The sequence below is a fragment of the Candidatus Poriferisodalis sp. genome (assembly GCF_965208485.1).
Lineage (GTDB): Bacteria > Actinomycetota > Acidimicrobiia > Acidimicrobiales > Poriferisodalaceae > Poriferisodalis.
In genome coordinates this window covers 4,135,426-4,152,440 of the sequence record NZ_OZ242344.1, presented here as the reverse complement: position 1 = coordinate 4,152,440, position 17,015 = coordinate 4,135,426, and the positions used below count along the sequence as shown (strand labels likewise).

Sequence of the window (17,015 nt, the reverse complement as noted above, 5' to 3'; positions counted from 1 at the left end):
CCCGCGGATCGGCTGCGTGCAGGCGCAGGCTCAGAAGACGATCTCGACGGCGTCCGGCACTGTCGCCACGTCCAGCTCCCGGCACTTGCCCACTCGCTCCCCGTCGAGCCACAGCGCCATCGGCCGCTCGAACCGGAACTCGGCGTCAGCAACGCGGCGCACCGAGATGGCCGGGTGCGGGAGGTGCGCCCCGGTTCGGAGGCGTCGGCGGGCCGCCAAGCGATCCCGAAGGCTCAGGAGGGGGTGGTCGAGCCCGGTCTCGAGCACATGGAGGCGTCCGTCGTTGGGATGGGCCGCGGGGGCTACTCGCCACGTCCCGGCCAAGTCGGCGTTCATGACGGCGACAGCGGGGCCGTGCCACCACGAATTGCGTGCGATGACTCCGACGCACGCCCACAGGCGCTCCCCGTCGGCCTGCACGCCGATGACATCGATGGGCGCCGTGTGGGCCCCCTCAGAGCGCAGGCGTCGGGCGCCTCCGCTCGGTGCGCCCACCACCCGCCACAGGTCGCCTCCGGTCACGCCGATGGGCTCGGGCCGGCTGGCTCCGTCACGTTGGGCGGTGACCGCCTGACGCAGCTCGCTGTTGCTGGAGGCAATGGGCGCCCCGTCCGGCAGAGGTGCCGTCCTGCCCCACGGCTCGCCGCGCCGGATCGTCATTGCAGCCTGCGGATACGCGTCGACACCGCTGCGGTCGCGAACCCCTCCCCCGCTCCGGCAACGACCGGCCCAGCCAAGGGTTCCTCGAACACGCGCGCCGCAGCCGCGACCACGTCACGGTCGAGTGCAGCACATGACGCAGCAGCCGTGCGCCGGGTGCCGGCGGAGGGGGCCACATCGGCGATGCGGTCGGTGAGATCGATCAGCTGTCGCATCTGACGGACGAAATCGCCCCCCGCGGGTGCGTCGCCGCCGACGAGGTCGGTCCGCCACAACTGGGAGTACGTCGCACCCGAGGCCCACGCGTGCGCTGTCGCCAGGAACGCCGCATCGGGCGGGCGGGAAAGCGTGAGGCTGTGGCGGCGCTCCGCCTCGGAGATCTCGGCGGACAGCTCGAAGATGAGCGCTGTGCGCTCCCGGCACTCGTCGTCGGGGTAGCGGGGGGCTGGCGGAGGCTGGCTGGAACGGTGCTCGTAGGTCAGCACCGAGACCAGTGCGGCTAGCTGGGCCGCCCTCAGCCCGTCGAAGAGGCCGTCGCGCAGCGCCAGCACCGTCAGCAGGTCCGCTTCATGGAAGACGGACCGCAGGCACTCCCCAGACGGCGTGAGCGACCAGCCCTCAGCGCAGCCGAACTCGTTCAGCACCGCGTTGGTGGCGTCGAGTTGGCGGGCCAGCCCTCCCTTGGCAATCTTGATCCGCTCCTTGCGCCGGCTGACCTTGGCCCCGATGCGCTCAGCCTGCCGCTCGGCCTCGGCGAGCGCTCGGTCAGGGCGCCGGTTACCCGGTCGCCCGCGGGGCCGCCGACCCCCGTGGGGGGGTCCCCGGTGCCCGCCGCCGCCAGATCGGCCAGCGGATGGTCCGCCGCCCATCGACCGCACCCGTGCTCGCGCCTCGCGCAGCTCGCGCCGCTCGGACTCGAGCGCAGCGAGCCATTCGTCGATGCGCCGATCGGCGCGCCACTGGGCGAACGAGCTGCGCACCAGTTCGGTGGCCCCAGCGTGGGTCCGGCTGGCGATCAGGTTGGCCACCATGTTGTAGGTCGGCCGGAACGACGACTCCAGCTCGAAGTCGGCGCTGGCGGCAAGGCGCGCTGTCTCGCCGAATGGCGTCTGCGGGTGCCACAGCGTGTAGGCGCAGCCGATGTCGTCGATGCCGCGGCGACCGGCGCGGCCGGTGAGCTGGGTGTACTCGCCCGGGGTCAGCATCGCGAAGCCCTCGCCGCGGAATCGGCTGAGCTGGCTGATCACGACCGAGCGCGCCGGCATGTTGATGCCCAGCGCCAAGGTCTCGGTCGCGAACACCACGGCCAGCAGCCCGGCGGTGAAGCAGTCCTCGATCGCCTCCTTGAAGGCCGGCACGAGACCGGCATGATGGGCTGCGACGCCTGCCTGCAGGCCCTCCAGCCACTCGTCGTAGCCCAGCGCTTCGAGGTCGCTGCTGCCCAGTGCGGCCGTATGGGCCGCAGCGATATCGCGGACTCGGTGCTGCTGGGCGGCATCGAGGAACGCTGCGCCCTCCGCCACCAGCGCCCGGGCAGCATCGTCGCAGCCCTGGCGGGAGAACACGAACACGATGGCGGGCAGCTTGCCGCCGGCTGCGAGATGCTCGACGATCTCCGAGCGCCGGGGCCGGGCCAGCCGCACGCCCCTCGAGCGGTGCCGTCGATGTCCGCTCGAGCGGGCACGGGCCCGTTCTTCCAGCCGCTCGATCTCGGGGTTCGCGCCTCCGTCCTGCAGCGTCGGAAGGTCCAGCACGCGCCGGCTGTGCCGCTCGTACAGCAGGAATCGATCCTCCAGCGGCACCGGGCGCTCCGAGCACACCACTGATTCGCAGCGCCCGGCGGCCGTGTCGATCCAAGCCGCCAGCTCGGCGGCGTTGCTCACCGTTGCCGACAGGCACACCAAGCGCATGTGCGCCGGGGTGCCGATGATGACCTCTTCCCAGACGGCCCCCCGGTAGGGGTCCTGCAGGCAGTGGATCTCGTCCAGCACTGCGATGCCGAACTCGGCCACATGCGATGAACCCGTGTACATCATGTTGCGCAGCACTTCGGTGGTCATCACCACCACATCGGCATCGGGCCGGATGACGTTGTCGCCGGTGAGCAGCCCCACTCGATCCGCACCCAGCCACGAGCGCAGATCACGCAGCTTCTGATTCGACAGGGCCTTGGTGGGTGTCGTGTAGGCGGCCCGCTGGCCGGCTCGGAGGGCCTCTGCGATCGCGTACTCCGCCACCAGCGTCTTGCCCGACGAGGTCGGCGCGGAGACCAGCACCGAGTTGCCCCGCTGCAGCACCTCGAAGGCCTCGAGCTGGAAGCCGTCGGGCGTGATGCCCCGCGCCGCCACATGGCCTGCCAGCAGCGGCGGCAGCGCGGGTTCAGTGCCGCCGCCGATGCCGGCCGTCGGCTGGCGCCGGGCGCTGCTCTCGCTCACGGACCGGGGTCCGCAACGCCGGTGGCCTCGCCTTGAATCCCACCCCGGGGTGCGTCCTGGGATGCTGGGGGTTCCTGGCTGCAGCGGCGCCTCAGTCGAAATGGCCCAGCGCCGCCGCGACGTCGCAGGATCAGCCAGCCGATCAGGATCGACAGTTCATAGAACACGTACAACGGCACCGACAGTGCAGCGAGCGTGATCGGGTCGCCCGAAGGCGTGATGACAGCTGCACCGGCGACGATGCCGACGATGGCGTAGCGGCGGACCCGGTTGAGCTGTCGCGGCGTCACCAACTCGGCGAGCTGGGCGAAGATCAGGACGATCGGGAACTCGAAGCCGATGCCGAATGCCAGCATCATGAACGTCACCAAGCCCAAGTAGGCCCCCGGACCCAGCAGCGGATCGACGGCATCGCCGCTGACGGAGATCAGGAAATCCAGCGCCCGCTCGAAGGTGAGATAGGCGAGCACCGCGCCCGACGAGAACAGCAGGAATCCGGCGGCCACGAACGGGATCGCCCAGCGCTTCTCCCGCCGATCCAAGGCCGGGGTGATGAACCTCCACAGGTGCCACAGCAGCACCGGCATCGCCAGCACCACGCCCAAGTAAGCCGAGACCTTGACGCGCGTACGGAAGCCCTCGAGCGGCGAGGTGATCACCAGGCTGCACGAGTCCCCCAGCACGCTCGCGGGAGCGTCGCGAGCGTCGAGCACCCGGCAGTACGGCGGCAGGAACACCGTCTCGAGCAGCCAGTCGTAGACGAGCAGGCCCACGACCATGCCGATCCCAATCGCGACGATGCTCAGGATGAGACGGTTGCGCAGCTCGGAGATGTGATCCCAGAAACCCATCACCGGCGGCCGCGGGCGGCGCCAGGACCAGAGCCTCACGCAGATCCGTCGCTGGTCGGACGTTCCTCCGCCGGGTCGGCAGCGGACTCGGACGGCGCGGCCCGCAGAGCATCAGCCGCTCTTGGCTCATCTGCAGCGGGTCCGATCGCCCACATCTCCGCCGTTGCTGCGGGCTCCGCGGCCGGTTCAGCCCCCTCGGGCGATCTGGGCTTCGCGGGCGGGTCGGCAGGCTCGATGATCGGCGCCGAGAGGGTGGCGTCCATCTCCTGGCGAACCGATGCGGAGAAGTCGCGTACTTGCCGAAAGGCTCGGCCGATGCCCCGGATGGCACCCGGCAGCCGCTTGGGACCCAGCACGATCAAGGCCACGAGCGCGATGATCAGCACCTCGTTGGGCTGCAGGCTCACGGCTCGATGGTAGAACCCCCGCCTGCCGGGACGGTTCTCGGGCTCACATCGGCAGCACCCGGCGGGCGGCCCAGCGAAGCACGATGCCGAGTGCGCGCTCTCCCGCTATCTGCCGGAGCGACGGCACGTCCAAGCTGTCGATGGCATCTCGCGCTCGCACGAGGTCGGCCCGCACAGATGAAACCGCCTCAGAGATGGATGCCAGAGCGGCAGCCGTGGCTCGCATCTCAGCGGCGAGTCGCTGGATCAGCAGCGTGGCGACCACCACGAGCATGCCGAACACCACCGCGGGCAGCAGCCAGATCGCTCCCATGACACGAACCATAGGGCTCGACATGCCACCGGGGACCGTGTCCGAGTTGGCACGATAGAGATGTGCTTCCGCAGCCGCTGCCGTCCTTGCTCACGCCCCCAATCACCTTCGCGCACCGTGGCGGTCGGGCTCACGGCCCCGAGAATGCGCTCGAGACCTTCGCAACGGCACTGGAGATGGGCGCGACCGGTCTCGAGACCGATGTGTGGCTGAGCAGCGACGGTCACCCGATGCTGGACCACGACGGGGTCGTCTGGCATCGGGGCGTCCGCCGTGCCTTCGGCTCGCTGCTGCGCGAGCGCATCGGACCCGATGTACCCACGCTGGCCGAGATGTACAACACCTGCGGCTCGGACTTCGAGCTCTCCGTCGATCTGAAAGACCCTGCTGCCGCTGACGCAGTCATCGAAGCCGCCCGCGACGCCAAGGCCGAACAGCGCTTGTGGATCTGCCACGAGGATTGGGACCTGCTGACCGACCTGAGAAGCCGCACGAGCGCGCGCGTCGTCGACTCGACCCGCGTTCGTCGCATGAAGGAAGGCCCCGAGCGCCGGGCCGCCGCCATGGCCGATGCCGGCATCGATGCCGTCAACCTCCCGGCGAAAGACTGGACAGGCGGACTCGCGGCCCTGTTCCACCGCTTCAAGCGGTTCTGTCTCGGTTGGGATGTCCAGCACACTCGTTTGGCCGCGGGACTCCGCGACATGGGCCTCGACGGCCTCTACGGCGACCACGTCGGCCGGCTCTTGGTCGGCATCAGCCACCGCAGCGGTCCATCACAGTCACAGAGCGGCGGCGGCATCTGCGGGACCAGTCCCGCTTGAGCGTGCCCCTCATCGCCCGAACTCGCCAGCGGGGCAACTCCTCATCGCTCTCACAAGCCCCCGAGCCGGTTGGGAGGCCAGAAGCGCGCGAAAGCTCTCCCGACGATCTCATTGCGGTGAATCGGGCCGAAGTACCGACTGTCCTGGCTGGAGAACCGATTATCGCCCATGACGAAAATGTGGTCGGCTGGCACCCGCACAGGTCCGAAGTCGCGTGTGTACACGTCGGACGGGAGATACTCCTCGTTCACCGACGTCCCGTCGATGGTGAGCCGGCCGTCCACTGCCCCAACCGTCTGGCCGCCGATCGCCACGACGCGCTTGACAAGTTCAGCAGTCTGCGGATCCCGCAGCTGATCGGGGGTGCTAAAGACGACGATGTCTCCGGGGCTGGGCTCGCCGATGCGGTAGCTGAGCTTGGAGACCAGCAGCCGATCGCCGATCTGCAGTTCCGGCTCCATCGACTCGGACGGGATGAAGAACGCCGCAACGAGAAAGGTCCTCATCAGCAGCGCGAGCACCACCGCAGCCATCATCACCCACGACCACGACAGCAGGTTGCGTGTGCGCCTGCTCATGGCTCGCCGGATGCGCGGCAGACGCTCGCGTCTCAGCGGCGCGGCATCCGTATCGGAACCCATGGACTCGTCGAGAAGGCTCACGGACTCAGGAACGGACTCATCAGGCTCCGGATCGGTGGGCTCGTCGAGAAGGCTCACGACACTGCCGTCAGCCAGGTCGCCGCGGCACCGAGCCATTCGCAGGCCTGACCGTCGCGCTCCAGCGGGCGTCCCATCGAGGTCACCTGCAGATCCATCCGAACGAGCGCGTCGGCCAAGGCCGCCGGAACCACCGAGACCGCCCGCTCGCCCAGCGAGGCGATCCATCCCGCATCGCTGGGCGCCACGGCGACGCCAGCGGGCACCGGCACGACCGTGCGCCGCGGCGAAAGCGCCAGCACCGTCCGAGTGTGATGGCTGACGCCATGGTGCCGTTCCCGCTCGTCATCAGATGACGCACGCGCAGCCACCGCCGTCGCTGCGCCGAGGCCGTCCAGCACAGCGGCATGGCCGGCCAGGTCCAACCCCGAGAAACCCAGCCGACTCGAAGTTCCGAGATGTCCGGGCCCGGGCGACACGATCACCCGGTCGATGCGCTGCGATGCCAGTGCTGCAACGCCCCCCGCAACGGTGACCGACTCGATCGGCGCACCGAACGCCTGCCCGGTGCTGACCGCGTCCGCGACAGCACCACGCTCCAGACACGCAGCAGCGAGGTCGCTGAGCACGAATGGCAGTGCGCCCCCGTCGGTCATGACATAGCCCGGTGCCTTGCCGGTTGCATCGTGGGTCGCCGCTGCCAGCGCCAGCGCGTGACTGTGCAGCACACAGAGGACCACCCGGACGCCCGTCAGCGACGGCAGCTCACCAAGGTCACCGCCGTCACCCGAGCGTTCCCAAGACTCCTCGGATGCGTCGACCGGAAGCTGCTCCGCCAAGTAGCGGGCCTTCATGACATGTCCCATGCCCGCATCCCCCAGATACGGCGAACTCAGATTGGTGTGCACCACATGGGCACCGCCGGTGCCAAGTCCCAACTCGACCGCCGAGACATTCACGAGCAGTTCGTCGCCGACTTCAGTCGGGCCGCACAGATCGGTCAACGCGTACGCCTCGCTGCCGTCGTGCAGCCTCATGCGCTGCAGACCCGGCCTGACGTCACGCACCTCAGCGGTTCGCAGACGCGCAAAACGCGGCATCCGCCGGCCTCAGTCGGCCGAGAGGCTGAGCCCCGGGCCTGTGCGTGCGGCGGCACCCATCACAGCGACTCGATCAGCTTGTCGACGCGCTCGTCGTGGGAACGGAACGGGTCCCTGCACAGGACGGTTCGTTGGGCCTGATCGTTGAGCTTCAGGTGTACCCAATCAACCGTGTAGTCCCGGCGCCGGGCCTTGGCCTCACGGACGAACGCCCCTCGCAGACGGGCCCGGGTGGTTTGAGGGGCCTCATCAGTGGCTCGGCGGACATCTGCGTCGTCGAGGACCCGCTCCACCAATCCTCGTCTCTGCATCAAGTAGAACACGCCGCGCGTCGAATGGACATGGTGGTACTGCAGGTCGAGCAGCGCAGTGTGAGGGTCGTCGAAGCCGACACCGTTGCGCTCGCCGTAGCCGGTGAGCAGCTTGTGCTTGATGACCCAGTCCACCTCGCGGTCCAGCTTCAGCGGGTCGTCGTCGATGACCGTCATGCAGTGCTCCCACATCTGCAGCGCCCGTGACTCCTCGGCGGTGAGCTCGTTGGTCTCGGCAAAACGCAGCGCCCGCTCGAGATACTCCGATTGGATGTCGAACGCACTGACCTCGCGGCCGTTCGCCAAGCGCACCTTGCGACGGCAGGTGATGTCGTGGCTGATCTCGCGGATCGCCCGAATCGGGTTCTCCAGCGTCATGTCTCGCAGCACCACTGCCGGGTCCTCGAGCATCCGCAGCATCAGCGCCGCAGCGCCGATCTTGAGGAACGACGTGTACTCGCTCATGTTCGAGTCGCCCACGATGACGTGCAGCCGGCGGAAGCGCTCGGCATCGGCATGCGGCTCGTCACGGGTGTTGATGATCGGCCGGCTGCGGGTGGTGGCGCTCGACACGCTCTCCCAGATGTGCTCCGCCCGTTGGGTGATGCAGTACCGGGCACCCTTGGCAGTGTTGAGCACCTTGCCGGCCCCAGCATAGATCTGGCGGGTGACGAGGAACGGGATCAGCACTTCGGCGTAGTTCGAGAAGTCGTCGGCGCGGCTGGTCAGATAGTTCTCGTGGCAGCCATAGCTGTTGCCCGCCGAGTCGGTGTTGTTCTTGAACAGGAAGATCGTGCCGTTGAACGCTTCCTCGGCAAGCCGGTCGGTCGCGCTGGCCACAAGCTGCTCGAGGATGCGCTCGCCCGCGCGGTCGTGGCATACGACATCGTAGACCGAGTCGCACTCGGGCGTCGCGTATTCGGGGTGGCTGCCGACGTCAAGGTACAGACGCGCCCCGTTGACGAGAAAGACGTTGCTGGACCGTCCCCACGACACGACGCGGCGGAACAGGTAGCGCGCCACCTCGTCGGGGCTGAGACGGCGCTGTCCTCGCAGCGTGCAGGTGACGCCGTACTCGTTCTCGAGACCCATGATGCGCCGATGCACGGCGCTCACCGTACTAACGAATCAGGAGGCTGAGCCGTCAGCGGTCGATGCGGCGCCGTCACCGAGGACGACTTCGACCTCGGTGTCATCGAGACGGCGGAAACAACGCCGACGGTGCGACGCATCCGGCACGATCGCATCCAGCAGTGCCACCTCGAGATCGGCAGCGGTGATGTCGCGCTCAGGACCCGCGAGAGATTCGCTAGCCAGCCGGATCGCAGCGGAGGCGTCGAGACTCGGGTCGTAGCCCTCCGCAACCCGCTCGCGCACCGCATCGGCATCGCCGCCGATGCAGCAGTAGGCCTCCTCGTCCATGACCGTGCCGTCGTACTGGATCCGGTACAGCTGATTGGCCTCGCCGCCGATGCCCACTTCCACCACCACGATCTCCACTTCGAGCGGCTTGAGCTCGTGGGTGAAGAACTGGCCCAGCATCTGCGCGTACTGGTTGGCCAGGCTGCGTGCCTCGACATCGGATCGGGAGTACTGATACCCCTTCAACTCGGCATGGCGAACCCCGGCGATGCGCAGCTGGTCGAACTCGATGTAGCGGCCCACGCCGCCGAACGCGATGCGGTCGTAGATCTCCGACACCTTGCGCAGCGTCGCGCTGGCGTTCTCGGCCACCAAGGCGATGCCGCCGTCGTATTCCAGCGTCACGAGCGAGCGGCCGCGGGCAATGCCCTTGCGGGCATAGTCAGCCCGATCCTGCATGAGCTGTTCTGGGCTGACGTACAGCCCGGGCATGCTCATCGAGCGGCCTCCGGGAGACCCAGGCGTGCTGTCGAGCCGCCGTTGCCGCCGCTCGCCAGACTGGCCTGCAGCGCAGCGAACACCTCTGCGGATTCGTCGTCGCTGAGCTGGCGGAAGCCGTCTGAGCCGATGGATGCGAGCACCGGATAGATGCCCCTCACCGGATCCGGTCCGCCGGTGGCGCTGTCCTCGTCAGCGGCGTGCCACAGCGCCTGGACGCTGAGCGCCAGCGCGTCGGGTTCGCTCAGGTCGTCCCGGAAACCGAGCTTCAGCACGGTGCCCGCATGCAGGCTCCCCGACCCCGCCGTGGCGTAGTCCTGCTCTTCGTAGCGGCCGCCGGTCACGTCGTACTGGAACAGCCGGCCGCGGCCGTCGCTGGACTCGAACCCGGCGAAGATCGGCACCACCGGCAAGCCGCGCATCGCCTGGGGCAGGTGCGCCCGCAGCATCTCCGCAAGCTGGTTGGCCTTGCCCTCCAGGCTGAGGGGCCTGCCTTCGATCTTCTCGTAGTACTCGAGCTGCAACTGGAAGATGCGCACCATCTGCACGGCAGGTCCGGCTGCGCCCGCGATGGCAACCGCCGAGAACGAGTCGGCGGGGAACACCTTGCGCATGTCCCGATGACTGATGAGGTGCCCGCTGGTGGCGCGCCGGTCGCCCGCCACCACAACGCCCTCAGCGCTTCGCACCGCCAGCACCGTGGTGGCATGGGATCGCTCAATCGGCCCGACACCGCCCTCGGCGACAGATGCCCGAGCAAATTCGGCGAACGGCTCGCCGCCGGTGCGGCGCAGCAGTTCGGTAAAGCTCGCCCCAGGGTCGTCGCCCGGAGCGAAGAACGGCATACCCGTCACTCGCCGCCCTTCTGCACGTAGTTCTTGACGAACTCCTCAGCGTTGGTCTCAAGCACGTCGTCGATCTCATCGAGCAGGTCGTCGAGCTCTGCTTTCAGCTCCGTGGCACCCTCGCCTGCTGCACCCACCGGCGCTGAACTCTCGGTCTCCCGCGGGGCCGACCGTCGCTTTTGGGAGCGTTCTGCCATCTGGGGCCTCCTCGAATCTCGACTTTGTGTGGGTTCCGATCACTGCCAGCAGGTGCGCAGGGCTGGCTGGCGGCGGGTCAGTTGCCCAGCCGACGCAGCAGCTCGGCTGCGTCACGGCACTCGTCCAACAAGTTACCTACATGGGTCTGGGTTCCTCGCAGGGGTTCCAGCATCGGCACCCGCCGCAGGGGATCCGTACCGATGTCGAACACCATCGAGTCCCAGTTGGCAGCCACGATCTGATCGCCGAACTTGTCGAGGCAACAGCCTCGAAAGTAGGCGCGGGTCGTCGGAGGCGGCGCCGCCACTGCTTCGTTCACCTCGTCGTCGGAGGTGATGCGCTCAAGGCCCATGCGCCGCGCGAGCGACTTGGACGGGCGCAGGTCGTGATACTGCAGGTCCAGCGCCGCCAGCTTCGGATCGTCCCAATCGAGCTCGTGGCGCTGCGCGAATCCCTCGTACAGGCGCAGCTTGGCCACCCAGTCCAGCTGCGAGGCCAAGCTCAACGGGTCGGTTTCCAAGAGGGCAAGCACAGCCTCCCAGCGGTCCAGGATGTCGTTGCCGATGTCGTCGCCGCCGACGGCCTCAAGCCCGTGGCGCCGCGCGTACTTGCGGGCCGTCTCGAGGTACTCCCACTGGATCTCGGTGGCTCGCATGCGCCGGCCGTCTGCCAGATCGATGAGACTCTGCAAGCTCGTGTCGCAGCTCACCTGCCGCAGGGCCGCGACCGGCACCAGCGGCGTCAGCGGCTCGGACACGAAGTCGTCGTCGATCATTGCGAGCACGAGCGACGTCGTCCCCAGCTTGAGGTAGGTCTGGATCTCGCTCATATTGGCGTCGCCGATGATGACGTGCACGCGCCGGTACTTGCGCGTATCGGCGTGAGGCTCGTCGCGGGTGTTGACGATCGGCCGCTTGAGCGTGGTCTCGAGCCCGACTTCCTCCTCGAAGAAGTCGGCTCGCTGGCTGATCTGGAACGGCCTGCTCTCGAAAGACGCGGGCGGCGGCTCGGCCATCGGCGCTTCCATGCCGATCTTCCCCGCACCGCAGAAAACCTGTCTGGTCACGAAGAACGGCATGATGTGCGTCACGATGCGACTGAAGGGGACATCCCGGTCAACCAAGTAGTTCTCGTGGCAGCCGTAGCTGTTGCCCTTGCCGTCGCTGTTGTTCTTGTGGATCACCAGTTCCTCGCCGTCTGGCAGGAGACTGTTGGCCGCTTCCATCGAGCGGATCAGGATCTCCTCGGCGGCACGGTCGTAGACCACGCACTGGCGGGCGTCGGAGCATTCGGGTGTCGACAGTTCGGGATGTGCGTGGTCCACGTAGTAGCGAGCTCCGTTGGTGAGCACTGCATTTACCAAGTGGGTCTCGATCTCGGGCGCGAGCGCATCGAACTCGTTGAATCCCCGCGCGTCGGTGCCCGGCTGCTCGTCGTCGAAGTCCCAGCTGACCCGCTGGCACAGGAAGCCGTTGACGTAGGCGTTGATGATCATCGACGACGCCGCCACCGGATTGGAGTCGCCGTCGCAGCGATGGAGAATGCCGAACTCGGTCTCGATGCCAACGACTTTGTGAACCGCCACCGCGCGAGACTCTAGAGGTACTGGCTGGTCTGGACCCGCTCGATGGCCCGGCCGCCGAGTGCATCGCTGTCGTCGGGGTCGACCAAGGTGCGGATGAAGACGATCCGTTCGCCCTTCTTGCCTGAGATCTTCGCCCAGTCGTCGGGATTGGTGGTGTTGGGCAGGTCCTCGTGCTCGCGGAACTCCTGCCGTATCGAACCCATGAGGTCGTCGAGGCGGATGCCGTTGCTGCCCGTCGCCAAGGAGCGCTTGATGGCGTTCTTCTTGGCCCGGCGCACGATGTTCTCGATCATGGCCCCCGAAGCGAAGTCCTTGAAGTACATGACTTCCTTGTCGCCGTTCTGGTAGGTGACCTCGAGGAATCGGTTGAGGTCGTGGGGCTGGTACATCTCGTCGACGGTTCGCTCGATCATGATCCGGACGGCCTTGTGAGGATCGCCGCCGCCGAGATCCGCTACCTCCATCGAGTCGATCGGCAGCTTCGGCGTGAGATAGGTGCTGAAGATCGACAGCGCCGCCTGTTCGTCGGGACGGCTGATCTTGATCTTCACGTCGAGACGCCCCGGTCGCAGGATTGCCGGGTCGATGAGGTCTTCGCGGTTGGAGGCGCCGATCACGATGACGTTGCGCAGACCTTCCACGCCGTCGATCTCTGCCAAGAGCTGCGGCACCACAGTGGATTCCATGTCGGAGCTGATGCCGCTGCCGCGGGTGCGGAAGAGCGATTCCATCTCGTCGAAGAACACGATGACCGGCCAGCCCTCGGAGGCCTTCTCGCGGGCTCGCTCGAAGATGCGCCGGATCTGCCGCTCGGTCTCGCCGACGTACTTGTTGAGCAGCTCCGGGCCCTTGATGTTGATGAAGAAGCTGCGCGCTCCCTGCTGGGTGGACACCTCGCCGACCTTGGCTGCGAGCGAGTTGGCCACCGCTTTCGCGATCAGCGTCTTGCCACAGCCGGGCGGCCCGTACAGCAGGATGCCCTTGGGCGCAGGCAGGTCGTAGGTGCGGAAGAGATCCTGGTGCAGGTACGGCAGCTCGACCGCATCGGTGATCAGCTCGATCTGCGTGTCGAGGCCGCCGATGTCGTCATAGGTGACATCAGGCACCTCCTCGAGCAGCAGATCGTCCACCTCGGGTCGAGGCAGGCGTTCCAGCACGATGTTGGAACGCACGTCGAGCAGCAGATTGTCGCCCGAGTGCAATGGCTGGTCGCGCAGGTCGCCCGCCAGCTCCACGATGCGTTCCTCGTCGGCGCGCCCGGTGACCAGCGCCCGGAACCCGTCTTCGAGCACCTCGTTGAGGGTCACGACCTCGCCGGAGGTCTCGGGTCCGCGTGCGAGCACGATGTTGTAGGACTCGTTGAGCACGACCTCGCTGCCTTCGACCAACTCGGTCTCCGCGAGGTCGGGATGCAGCGCGACGCGCATCTTGCGGCCGCTGGCGTGAACGTCTGCTGTGCCGTCATCGTTGCGTGCCAGGAATGTGCCGTACGCAGACGGCGGTTGCGTCAGCTTGTCGACTTCTTCGCGCAGCGCAGCGATGTGCTCCCGTGCTTCCCGCAGCGTGTAGGTCAGTTTCTCGTTCCGAGAAACGGCATCTGAGAGCTGCCCTTTGGCATCAAGCAGGCGCTCCTCGAGCGTGCTGATGCGTGCGGGGGTGTCGGCAAGCTTTCGACGCAGAAGAGCGACCTCTTCCTCGAGCGCGCGCAAGCGGCTGTGGAGCGCTCCCGCATCTGCTGCGCTGCTGCGCGCTGGTTCGGTGCCGTCGGGGTCCATGCGCGGCCGACACTACCCGCACGCTGGTGTTACACCGTGACGAACGGCTCCTCATCCAGCCCGGCCGCGGTACGCTGCTGGCGAGTGCCGTGCAGCATGCGCGCCGACTCGGTAGATTTCACCATTGGTTCAATTCCCCGCGAGTCGTCTCACAGGAAGGGTCCTACACGATGAAGGTCTGGATCGATCAGGATCTGTGCACCGGTGACGGGCTCTGCGAAGAGATCGCTCCAGATGTCTTCACGCTTCTTGACGACGGCTTGGCGTACGTCAAGGAAGGCGACAAGGTCTTCTCCGACCCAGGTGGCGTCGAGGGCCTTGCAGAGTTCCCTGACTCACAACTCGACGCTGTGATCGAGTCCGCCGAAGAATGCCCCGGGGAGTGCATCTTCATCGAAGCGTGAGCCGAGATGAAGCGACAAGCACAGCAATCGAAGCGTGGGCATCTTCTCATCCGATGCGGCACTCGCCGTGAGGTGCTTCTTCAAGACGCCCGGGCTGCGCGGTGATGACCGTCTCGCCGAGATAGTTCAACTGCACGTCGACGCCTGCTGAGGCCAAGAACCCCAGCAGTTCGCCGCGGCTGAGCGCAAACGCGATGTCCCGCGGCCCCTGAACCGAGGCGAACGCCACACCGACGACGCTTCCGTCGCGGTCGATCAGCGGCCCGCCGGACTGCCCGGTGCGGACATCGGCGGCGACGAGATACACGTTCCGCTTGGTCCCCTCACCCCACCACCCGAACGCCGCCAAGTGGTGCTCGATGCGTGCCGGCGACACGACGAGTCCTTGGCCTTGGCGATAGCCGATCACTGCGCCAGAGATGCCGAGACGCACCCGGTCGACGCGCAACGGCGCCATCTCAGCGTCGGATCGAAGCAGCACCAGATCTCGCGCCGTGTCGTAGCCGACGACGGCCGCCGTGGAGACGGTGAGCTCGCTGCCAGCACCTGGCGCCCATTCGATCTCGATGCTCGGCGCCCCGGTGACGACATGCGCAGCACCGACCAGCAGTCCCGGCGCCACGGCGAACGCGGATCCTTGCGACACCGGTCCGCAGCCGACCGCCCGTACCGCGGCCACGCCTCTCGCCACATCCGCCAGCACCTTGTCGTCGACGGTCGCCGACGCCGGCGGGGCACCCAGCCACACCGGTCCGTCGCTGGTCTCGATGAAGGCGACGGGCTCGCCGGCCGGTTCCCCCCGACCGGAGTCGTCGGGATCTCGCCCGCACGAGCAGAGCCCGACAGCCACCAGCACGACGCCAAGGCCCAGCGCCCGCCACCGCAGGTGTCCTCGAGGGGATCGCGCTGCGCGGCGCCTCCGAGCGTGAACGGGGTGCGCCGCGATGCGCCTCACGCCTCGATCAATCGGGCACAGAGGATCTGCTTCCCCAGCGCGGTCGGCATCTCCCCAGTCTCGCTGTCACTCACGTCCCGATGAGCCTGGCACTGGTCAGGAATCCGGTGTGGGCGACCATGCGATGATCGGGTCGCACCGAGGCCCCCTTCACATGCCAGCTGCGATGCAGCACTTCGACGGTCTCGATCATCGACCAAGGACCGTCATCGAGCGTTCTGCGCAGCTGCTGCACCTGAGTCACCGACGGGTTGTAGGCAACCAGGATTCCCCCGCGCCGCAGCGTGCCGACCAAGTGGCCCACCACCCGCCAAGGCTCGGGAATGTCCAGCACAGCCCGGTCATAGAAGGCACCCGGGCAGCCCCCCGCTGCGGAAGGGTCCGGGGCTGCCGTAAGCCGGGGGGGATCCACGGCGTCGTAGGCGTCTCGAAGCTGGACGTCGTAGCGGTCGAGCGCCTCGGTCCCCGCCGCGGCAGCCACGTTCTGCGCTGCCCGCTCGGCGAAGTCCTCCCGCAACTCGTACCCGGTGACGAGCGCGCCGCTGCGCAGCAGGGTCGCCGACAGCGCTCCCGAGCCGACGCCGGCCTCGAACACCGACATGCCCGCCCGCACATCAGCCAGCATCCAGATCGCGCCGAGATCCTTCGGATAGATCACCTGCGCGCCCCGCGGCATCTTCAGCACCTGATCGGCGAGCGTCGGCCGGACTGCCACGAACCGTGCTCCCGAACCGCTGCGGAACTGCGAACCCTCGCCCGACCCGATGATCTCGTCGTGCGCCACCACGCCGGCGTGGGTATGGAACTCGCCTCCGCTGCGCAGCGCGACCAAGTAGCGGCGCTGCCGGCTGTCGATCATGAGCACCGTCTCACCGGCCTGCAAATCGCCCACCGGTGTCTCGGCGCCCCCCTCGGGGGGCAGCTGCTGTGGGGCTTCGCCGGTGTCGCTCACACGTGATCCGTCGGCGGATCGTCGGGTTCGCATCCGTGCGGCAAGTGCTCGATGGTGAGGCGCTCGCCTGGTGCCAACTCGCCCCGGTACACCACCTCGCTCTTGCGTCTCGAAAGCCTCACCAGCAGCTTCAGCCCGCTGGCGGCAATCGCCACGCCGAGCCAGACCCCGCTGCCCGATCGGGCTCGCTTCCACACCGAACGGAAAGCGCAGTCCCGAAGTCCCCCCAGAACCCGCATCGACGTCATGGTCACACCCGCCCCAGGCCCACTCAGACCCGGACGACCTCCACGATGGTGCTGCGCTTTCGCCCACGGCGGCGCCCGAACAGGAACGCGGCCAACACCAGACCGGTGCCGACGGCCGCAGCGGCCGCGACGGCGGCACTCGACATCTGCTCCGCAGCGTCGCCCGCGCTGCCGACGAGCGTCCGCACCCGATCCGTGATGTCCTCCCGAGTGATGCGCTCGCCGTCAGCGCCCCCGAAGTCGTTGTCAGCCACCGTCGCCCTCTCCGTGATCGTCTGTTTCGCTGCCGGCAGGCCCGCCGGCGTCGTATGTGCCCCTAGACGGCTTGATCGACCGCGCCAGCAAGACGATCGCCACGATGAGCAGCGCTGCTGCGGCCAAGTGCGGCACGAACGACCAGTTGGCCCCGAAGACCGTCGTCTCGGTCTGCAGGACACGCATGAGGGCGAGTGCGGCGAGCACGATGGACACGCTGATGGCTATTGCCCCTGCCAGACCGAAGAACAGGTAGCGGCCCAAGCCGCGCAGCGGACCCAGCGTCTCCTGCGCCACGTATGCCCGCAGCATGGCGACCAGTTCGGAAAGCTCGGCTCTCAGGCCGACGTCTCGTCGAGGCACTGTTCGCTCTGGCAC

The 17,015-nt window shown here is 67.6% G+C and carries 20 protein-coding genes; 2 read left to right on the top strand and 18 right to left on the bottom strand.

Annotated features, from left to right (window positions below):
* Positions 1-30: 30 nt before the first annotated feature.
* Genes ACOGXQ_RS19020 through ACOGXQ_RS19000 form a run of 5 tightly spaced genes read right to left on the bottom strand, consistent with a single transcriptional unit; the run spans position 31 to position 4,666 of the window.
* The gene (locus ACOGXQ_RS19020; RefSeq protein WP_419945172.1) at positions 31-660 is read right to left on the bottom strand and encodes a hypothetical protein; all 630 of its coding nucleotides are present in this window, start codon (positions 658-660) and stop codon (positions 31-33) included.
* The gene (locus ACOGXQ_RS19015) at positions 657-3,095 is read right to left on the bottom strand and encodes a DEAD/DEAH box helicase (protein WP_419945171.1); all 2,439 of its coding nucleotides are present in this window, start codon (positions 3,093-3,095) and stop codon (positions 657-659) included. Before ACOGXQ_RS19015 ends, ACOGXQ_RS19020 begins: the two co-directional genes overlap by 4 nt.
* Positions 3,092-3,985 (bottom strand): twin-arginine translocase subunit TatC, encoded by an 894-nt coding sequence (gene tatC / locus ACOGXQ_RS19010; RefSeq protein WP_419945170.1) that lies wholly within the window; start codon positions 3,983-3,985, stop codon positions 3,092-3,094. The genes ACOGXQ_RS19015 and tatC overlap by 4 nt, the downstream gene beginning before the upstream one ends.
* A complete protein-coding gene (locus ACOGXQ_RS19005) occupies positions 3,982-4,353 on the bottom strand; it encodes a Sec-independent protein translocase subunit TatA/TatB (protein ID WP_419945169.1) in 372 nt (123 codons plus the stop codon). Before ACOGXQ_RS19005 ends, tatC begins: the two co-directional genes overlap by 4 nt.
* Before the next feature lie 43 nt (positions 4,354-4,396).
* Positions 4,397-4,666, bottom strand: a complete 270-nt coding sequence (locus ACOGXQ_RS19000; protein WP_419945168.1) for a hypothetical protein — start codon at positions 4,664-4,666, stop codon at positions 4,397-4,399.
* An 86-nt stretch (positions 4,667-4,752) separates the two neighbouring features.
* On the opposite strand from ACOGXQ_RS19000, the gene ACOGXQ_RS18995 reads away from it, so the two are divergent.
* Positions 4,753-5,490 carry a glycerophosphodiester phosphodiesterase gene (locus ACOGXQ_RS18995; RefSeq protein ID WP_419945167.1) on the top strand — a complete coding sequence of 246 codons (738 nt, stop codon included), beginning with the start codon at positions 4,753-4,755 and terminating at the stop codon, positions 5,488-5,490.
* Between the two features lie 50 nt (positions 5,491-5,540).
* Here the strand turns inward: ACOGXQ_RS18995 and lepB are convergent, their stop codons facing one another.
* From lepB to arc, 8 genes are all read right to left on the bottom strand, one after another.
* Positions 5,541-6,209 (bottom strand): signal peptidase I, encoded by a 669-nt coding sequence (gene lepB, locus ACOGXQ_RS18990; protein ID WP_419945166.1) that lies wholly within the window; start codon positions 6,207-6,209, stop codon positions 5,541-5,543.
* Positions 6,206-7,186 carry a DUF3866 family protein gene (locus ACOGXQ_RS18985; protein ID WP_419945165.1) on the bottom strand — a complete coding sequence of 327 codons (981 nt, stop codon included), beginning with the start codon at positions 7,184-7,186 and terminating at the stop codon, positions 6,206-6,208. Before ACOGXQ_RS18985 ends, lepB begins: the two co-directional genes overlap by 4 nt.
* A gap of 122 nt (positions 7,187-7,308) precedes the next feature.
* Positions 7,309-8,667 (bottom strand): Pup--protein ligase, encoded by a 1,359-nt coding sequence (gene pafA / locus ACOGXQ_RS18980; RefSeq protein WP_419947431.1) that lies wholly within the window; start codon positions 8,665-8,667, stop codon positions 7,309-7,311.
* Positions 8,668-8,688: 21 nt separating this feature from the next.
* On the bottom strand, positions 8,689-9,420 hold the full coding sequence (prcA, locus tag ACOGXQ_RS18975; RefSeq protein WP_419945164.1) for a proteasome subunit alpha: 732 nt from the start codon (positions 9,418-9,420) through the stop codon (positions 8,689-8,691).
* Positions 9,417-10,265: a proteasome subunit beta gene (gene prcB, locus ACOGXQ_RS18970; RefSeq protein ID WP_419945163.1), complete on the bottom strand. Its 849-nt coding sequence runs from the start codon at positions 10,263-10,265 to the stop codon at positions 9,417-9,419. Before prcB ends, prcA begins: the two co-directional genes overlap by 4 nt.
* Positions 10,266-10,270: 5 nt before the next feature.
* The gene (locus tag ACOGXQ_RS18965) at positions 10,271-10,462 is read right to left on the bottom strand and encodes a ubiquitin-like protein Pup (RefSeq protein ID WP_419945162.1); all 192 of its coding nucleotides are present in this window, start codon (positions 10,460-10,462) and stop codon (positions 10,271-10,273) included.
* A gap of 77 nt (positions 10,463-10,539) precedes the next feature.
* Positions 10,540-12,048: a depupylase/deamidase Dop gene (gene dop / locus ACOGXQ_RS18960; protein WP_419945161.1), complete on the bottom strand. Its 1,509-nt coding sequence runs from the start codon at positions 12,046-12,048 to the stop codon at positions 10,540-10,542.
* 11 nt (positions 12,049-12,059) lie between these two features.
* On the bottom strand, positions 12,060-13,823 hold the full coding sequence (arc, locus tag ACOGXQ_RS18955; protein ID WP_419945160.1) for a proteasome ATPase: 1,764 nt from the start codon (positions 13,821-13,823) through the stop codon (positions 12,060-12,062).
* Positions 13,824-13,993: 170 nt separating this feature from the next.
* Between arc and ACOGXQ_RS18950 the strand changes: the two genes are divergently transcribed.
* Positions 13,994-14,227: a ferredoxin gene (locus ACOGXQ_RS18950; RefSeq protein ID WP_419841415.1), complete on the top strand. Its 234-nt coding sequence runs from the start codon at positions 13,994-13,996 to the stop codon at positions 14,225-14,227.
* A 46-nt stretch (positions 14,228-14,273) separates the two neighbouring features.
* Here ACOGXQ_RS18950 and ACOGXQ_RS18945 read toward each other — a convergent pair whose 3' ends face one another.
* The 5 genes from ACOGXQ_RS18945 to ACOGXQ_RS18925 all read right to left on the bottom strand — a co-directional run bounded on the left by ACOGXQ_RS18945 (position 14,274) and on the right by ACOGXQ_RS18925 (position 17,015).
* A complete protein-coding gene (locus ACOGXQ_RS18945) occupies positions 14,274-15,077 on the bottom strand; it encodes a S1 family peptidase (protein ID WP_419945159.1) in 804 nt (267 codons plus the stop codon).
* A 175-nt stretch (positions 15,078-15,252) separates the two neighbouring features.
* Positions 15,253-16,134, bottom strand: a complete 882-nt coding sequence (locus ACOGXQ_RS18940; RefSeq protein ID WP_419945158.1) for a tRNA (adenine-N1)-methyltransferase — start codon at positions 16,132-16,134, stop codon at positions 15,253-15,255.
* Complete coding sequence (locus tag ACOGXQ_RS18935) at positions 16,131-16,388, bottom strand: hypothetical protein (RefSeq protein ID WP_419945157.1); 258 nt, start codon at positions 16,386-16,388, stop codon at positions 16,131-16,133. Before ACOGXQ_RS18935 ends, ACOGXQ_RS18940 begins: the two co-directional genes overlap by 4 nt.
* A 17-nt stretch (positions 16,389-16,405) precedes the next feature.
* Positions 16,406-16,636 carry a hypothetical protein gene (locus ACOGXQ_RS18930; RefSeq protein ID WP_419945156.1) on the bottom strand — a complete coding sequence of 77 codons (231 nt, stop codon included), beginning with the start codon at positions 16,634-16,636 and terminating at the stop codon, positions 16,406-16,408.
* Positions 16,629-17,015, bottom strand: a complete 387-nt coding sequence (locus ACOGXQ_RS18925; protein WP_419945155.1) for a hypothetical protein — start codon at positions 17,013-17,015, stop codon at positions 16,629-16,631. Before ACOGXQ_RS18925 ends, ACOGXQ_RS18930 begins: the two co-directional genes overlap by 8 nt.

Coding starts and splice junctions, on each gene's coding strand:
- ACOGXQ_RS19020 (WP_419945172.1), bottom strand. CDS start 660: ATGACGATCCGGCGCGGCGAGCCGTGGGGCAGGACGGCACCTCTGCCG.
- ACOGXQ_RS19000 (WP_419945168.1), bottom strand. CDS start 4,666: ATGGGAGCGATCTGGCTGCTGCCCGCGGTGGTGTTCGGCATGCTCGTG.
- ACOGXQ_RS18985 (WP_419945165.1), bottom strand. CDS start 7,186: ATGAGGCTGCACGACGGCAGCGAGGCGTACGCGTTGACCGATCTGTGC.
- prcA (WP_419945164.1), bottom strand. CDS start 9,420: ATGAGCATGCCCGGGCTGTACGTCAGCCCAGAACAGCTCATGCAGGAT.
- prcB (WP_419945163.1), bottom strand. CDS start 10,265: ATGCCGTTCTTCGCTCCGGGCGACGACCCTGGGGCGAGCTTTACCGAA.
- ACOGXQ_RS18965 (WP_419945162.1), bottom strand. CDS start 10,462: ATGGCAGAACGCTCCCAAAAGCGACGGTCGGCCCCGCGGGAGACCGAG.
- arc (WP_419945160.1), bottom strand. CDS start 13,823: ATGGACCCCGACGGCACCGAACCAGCGCGCAGCAGCGCAGCAGATGCG.
- ACOGXQ_RS18950 (WP_419841415.1), top strand. CDS start 13,994: ATGAAGGTCTGGATCGATCAGGATCTGTGCACCGGTGACGGGCTCTGC.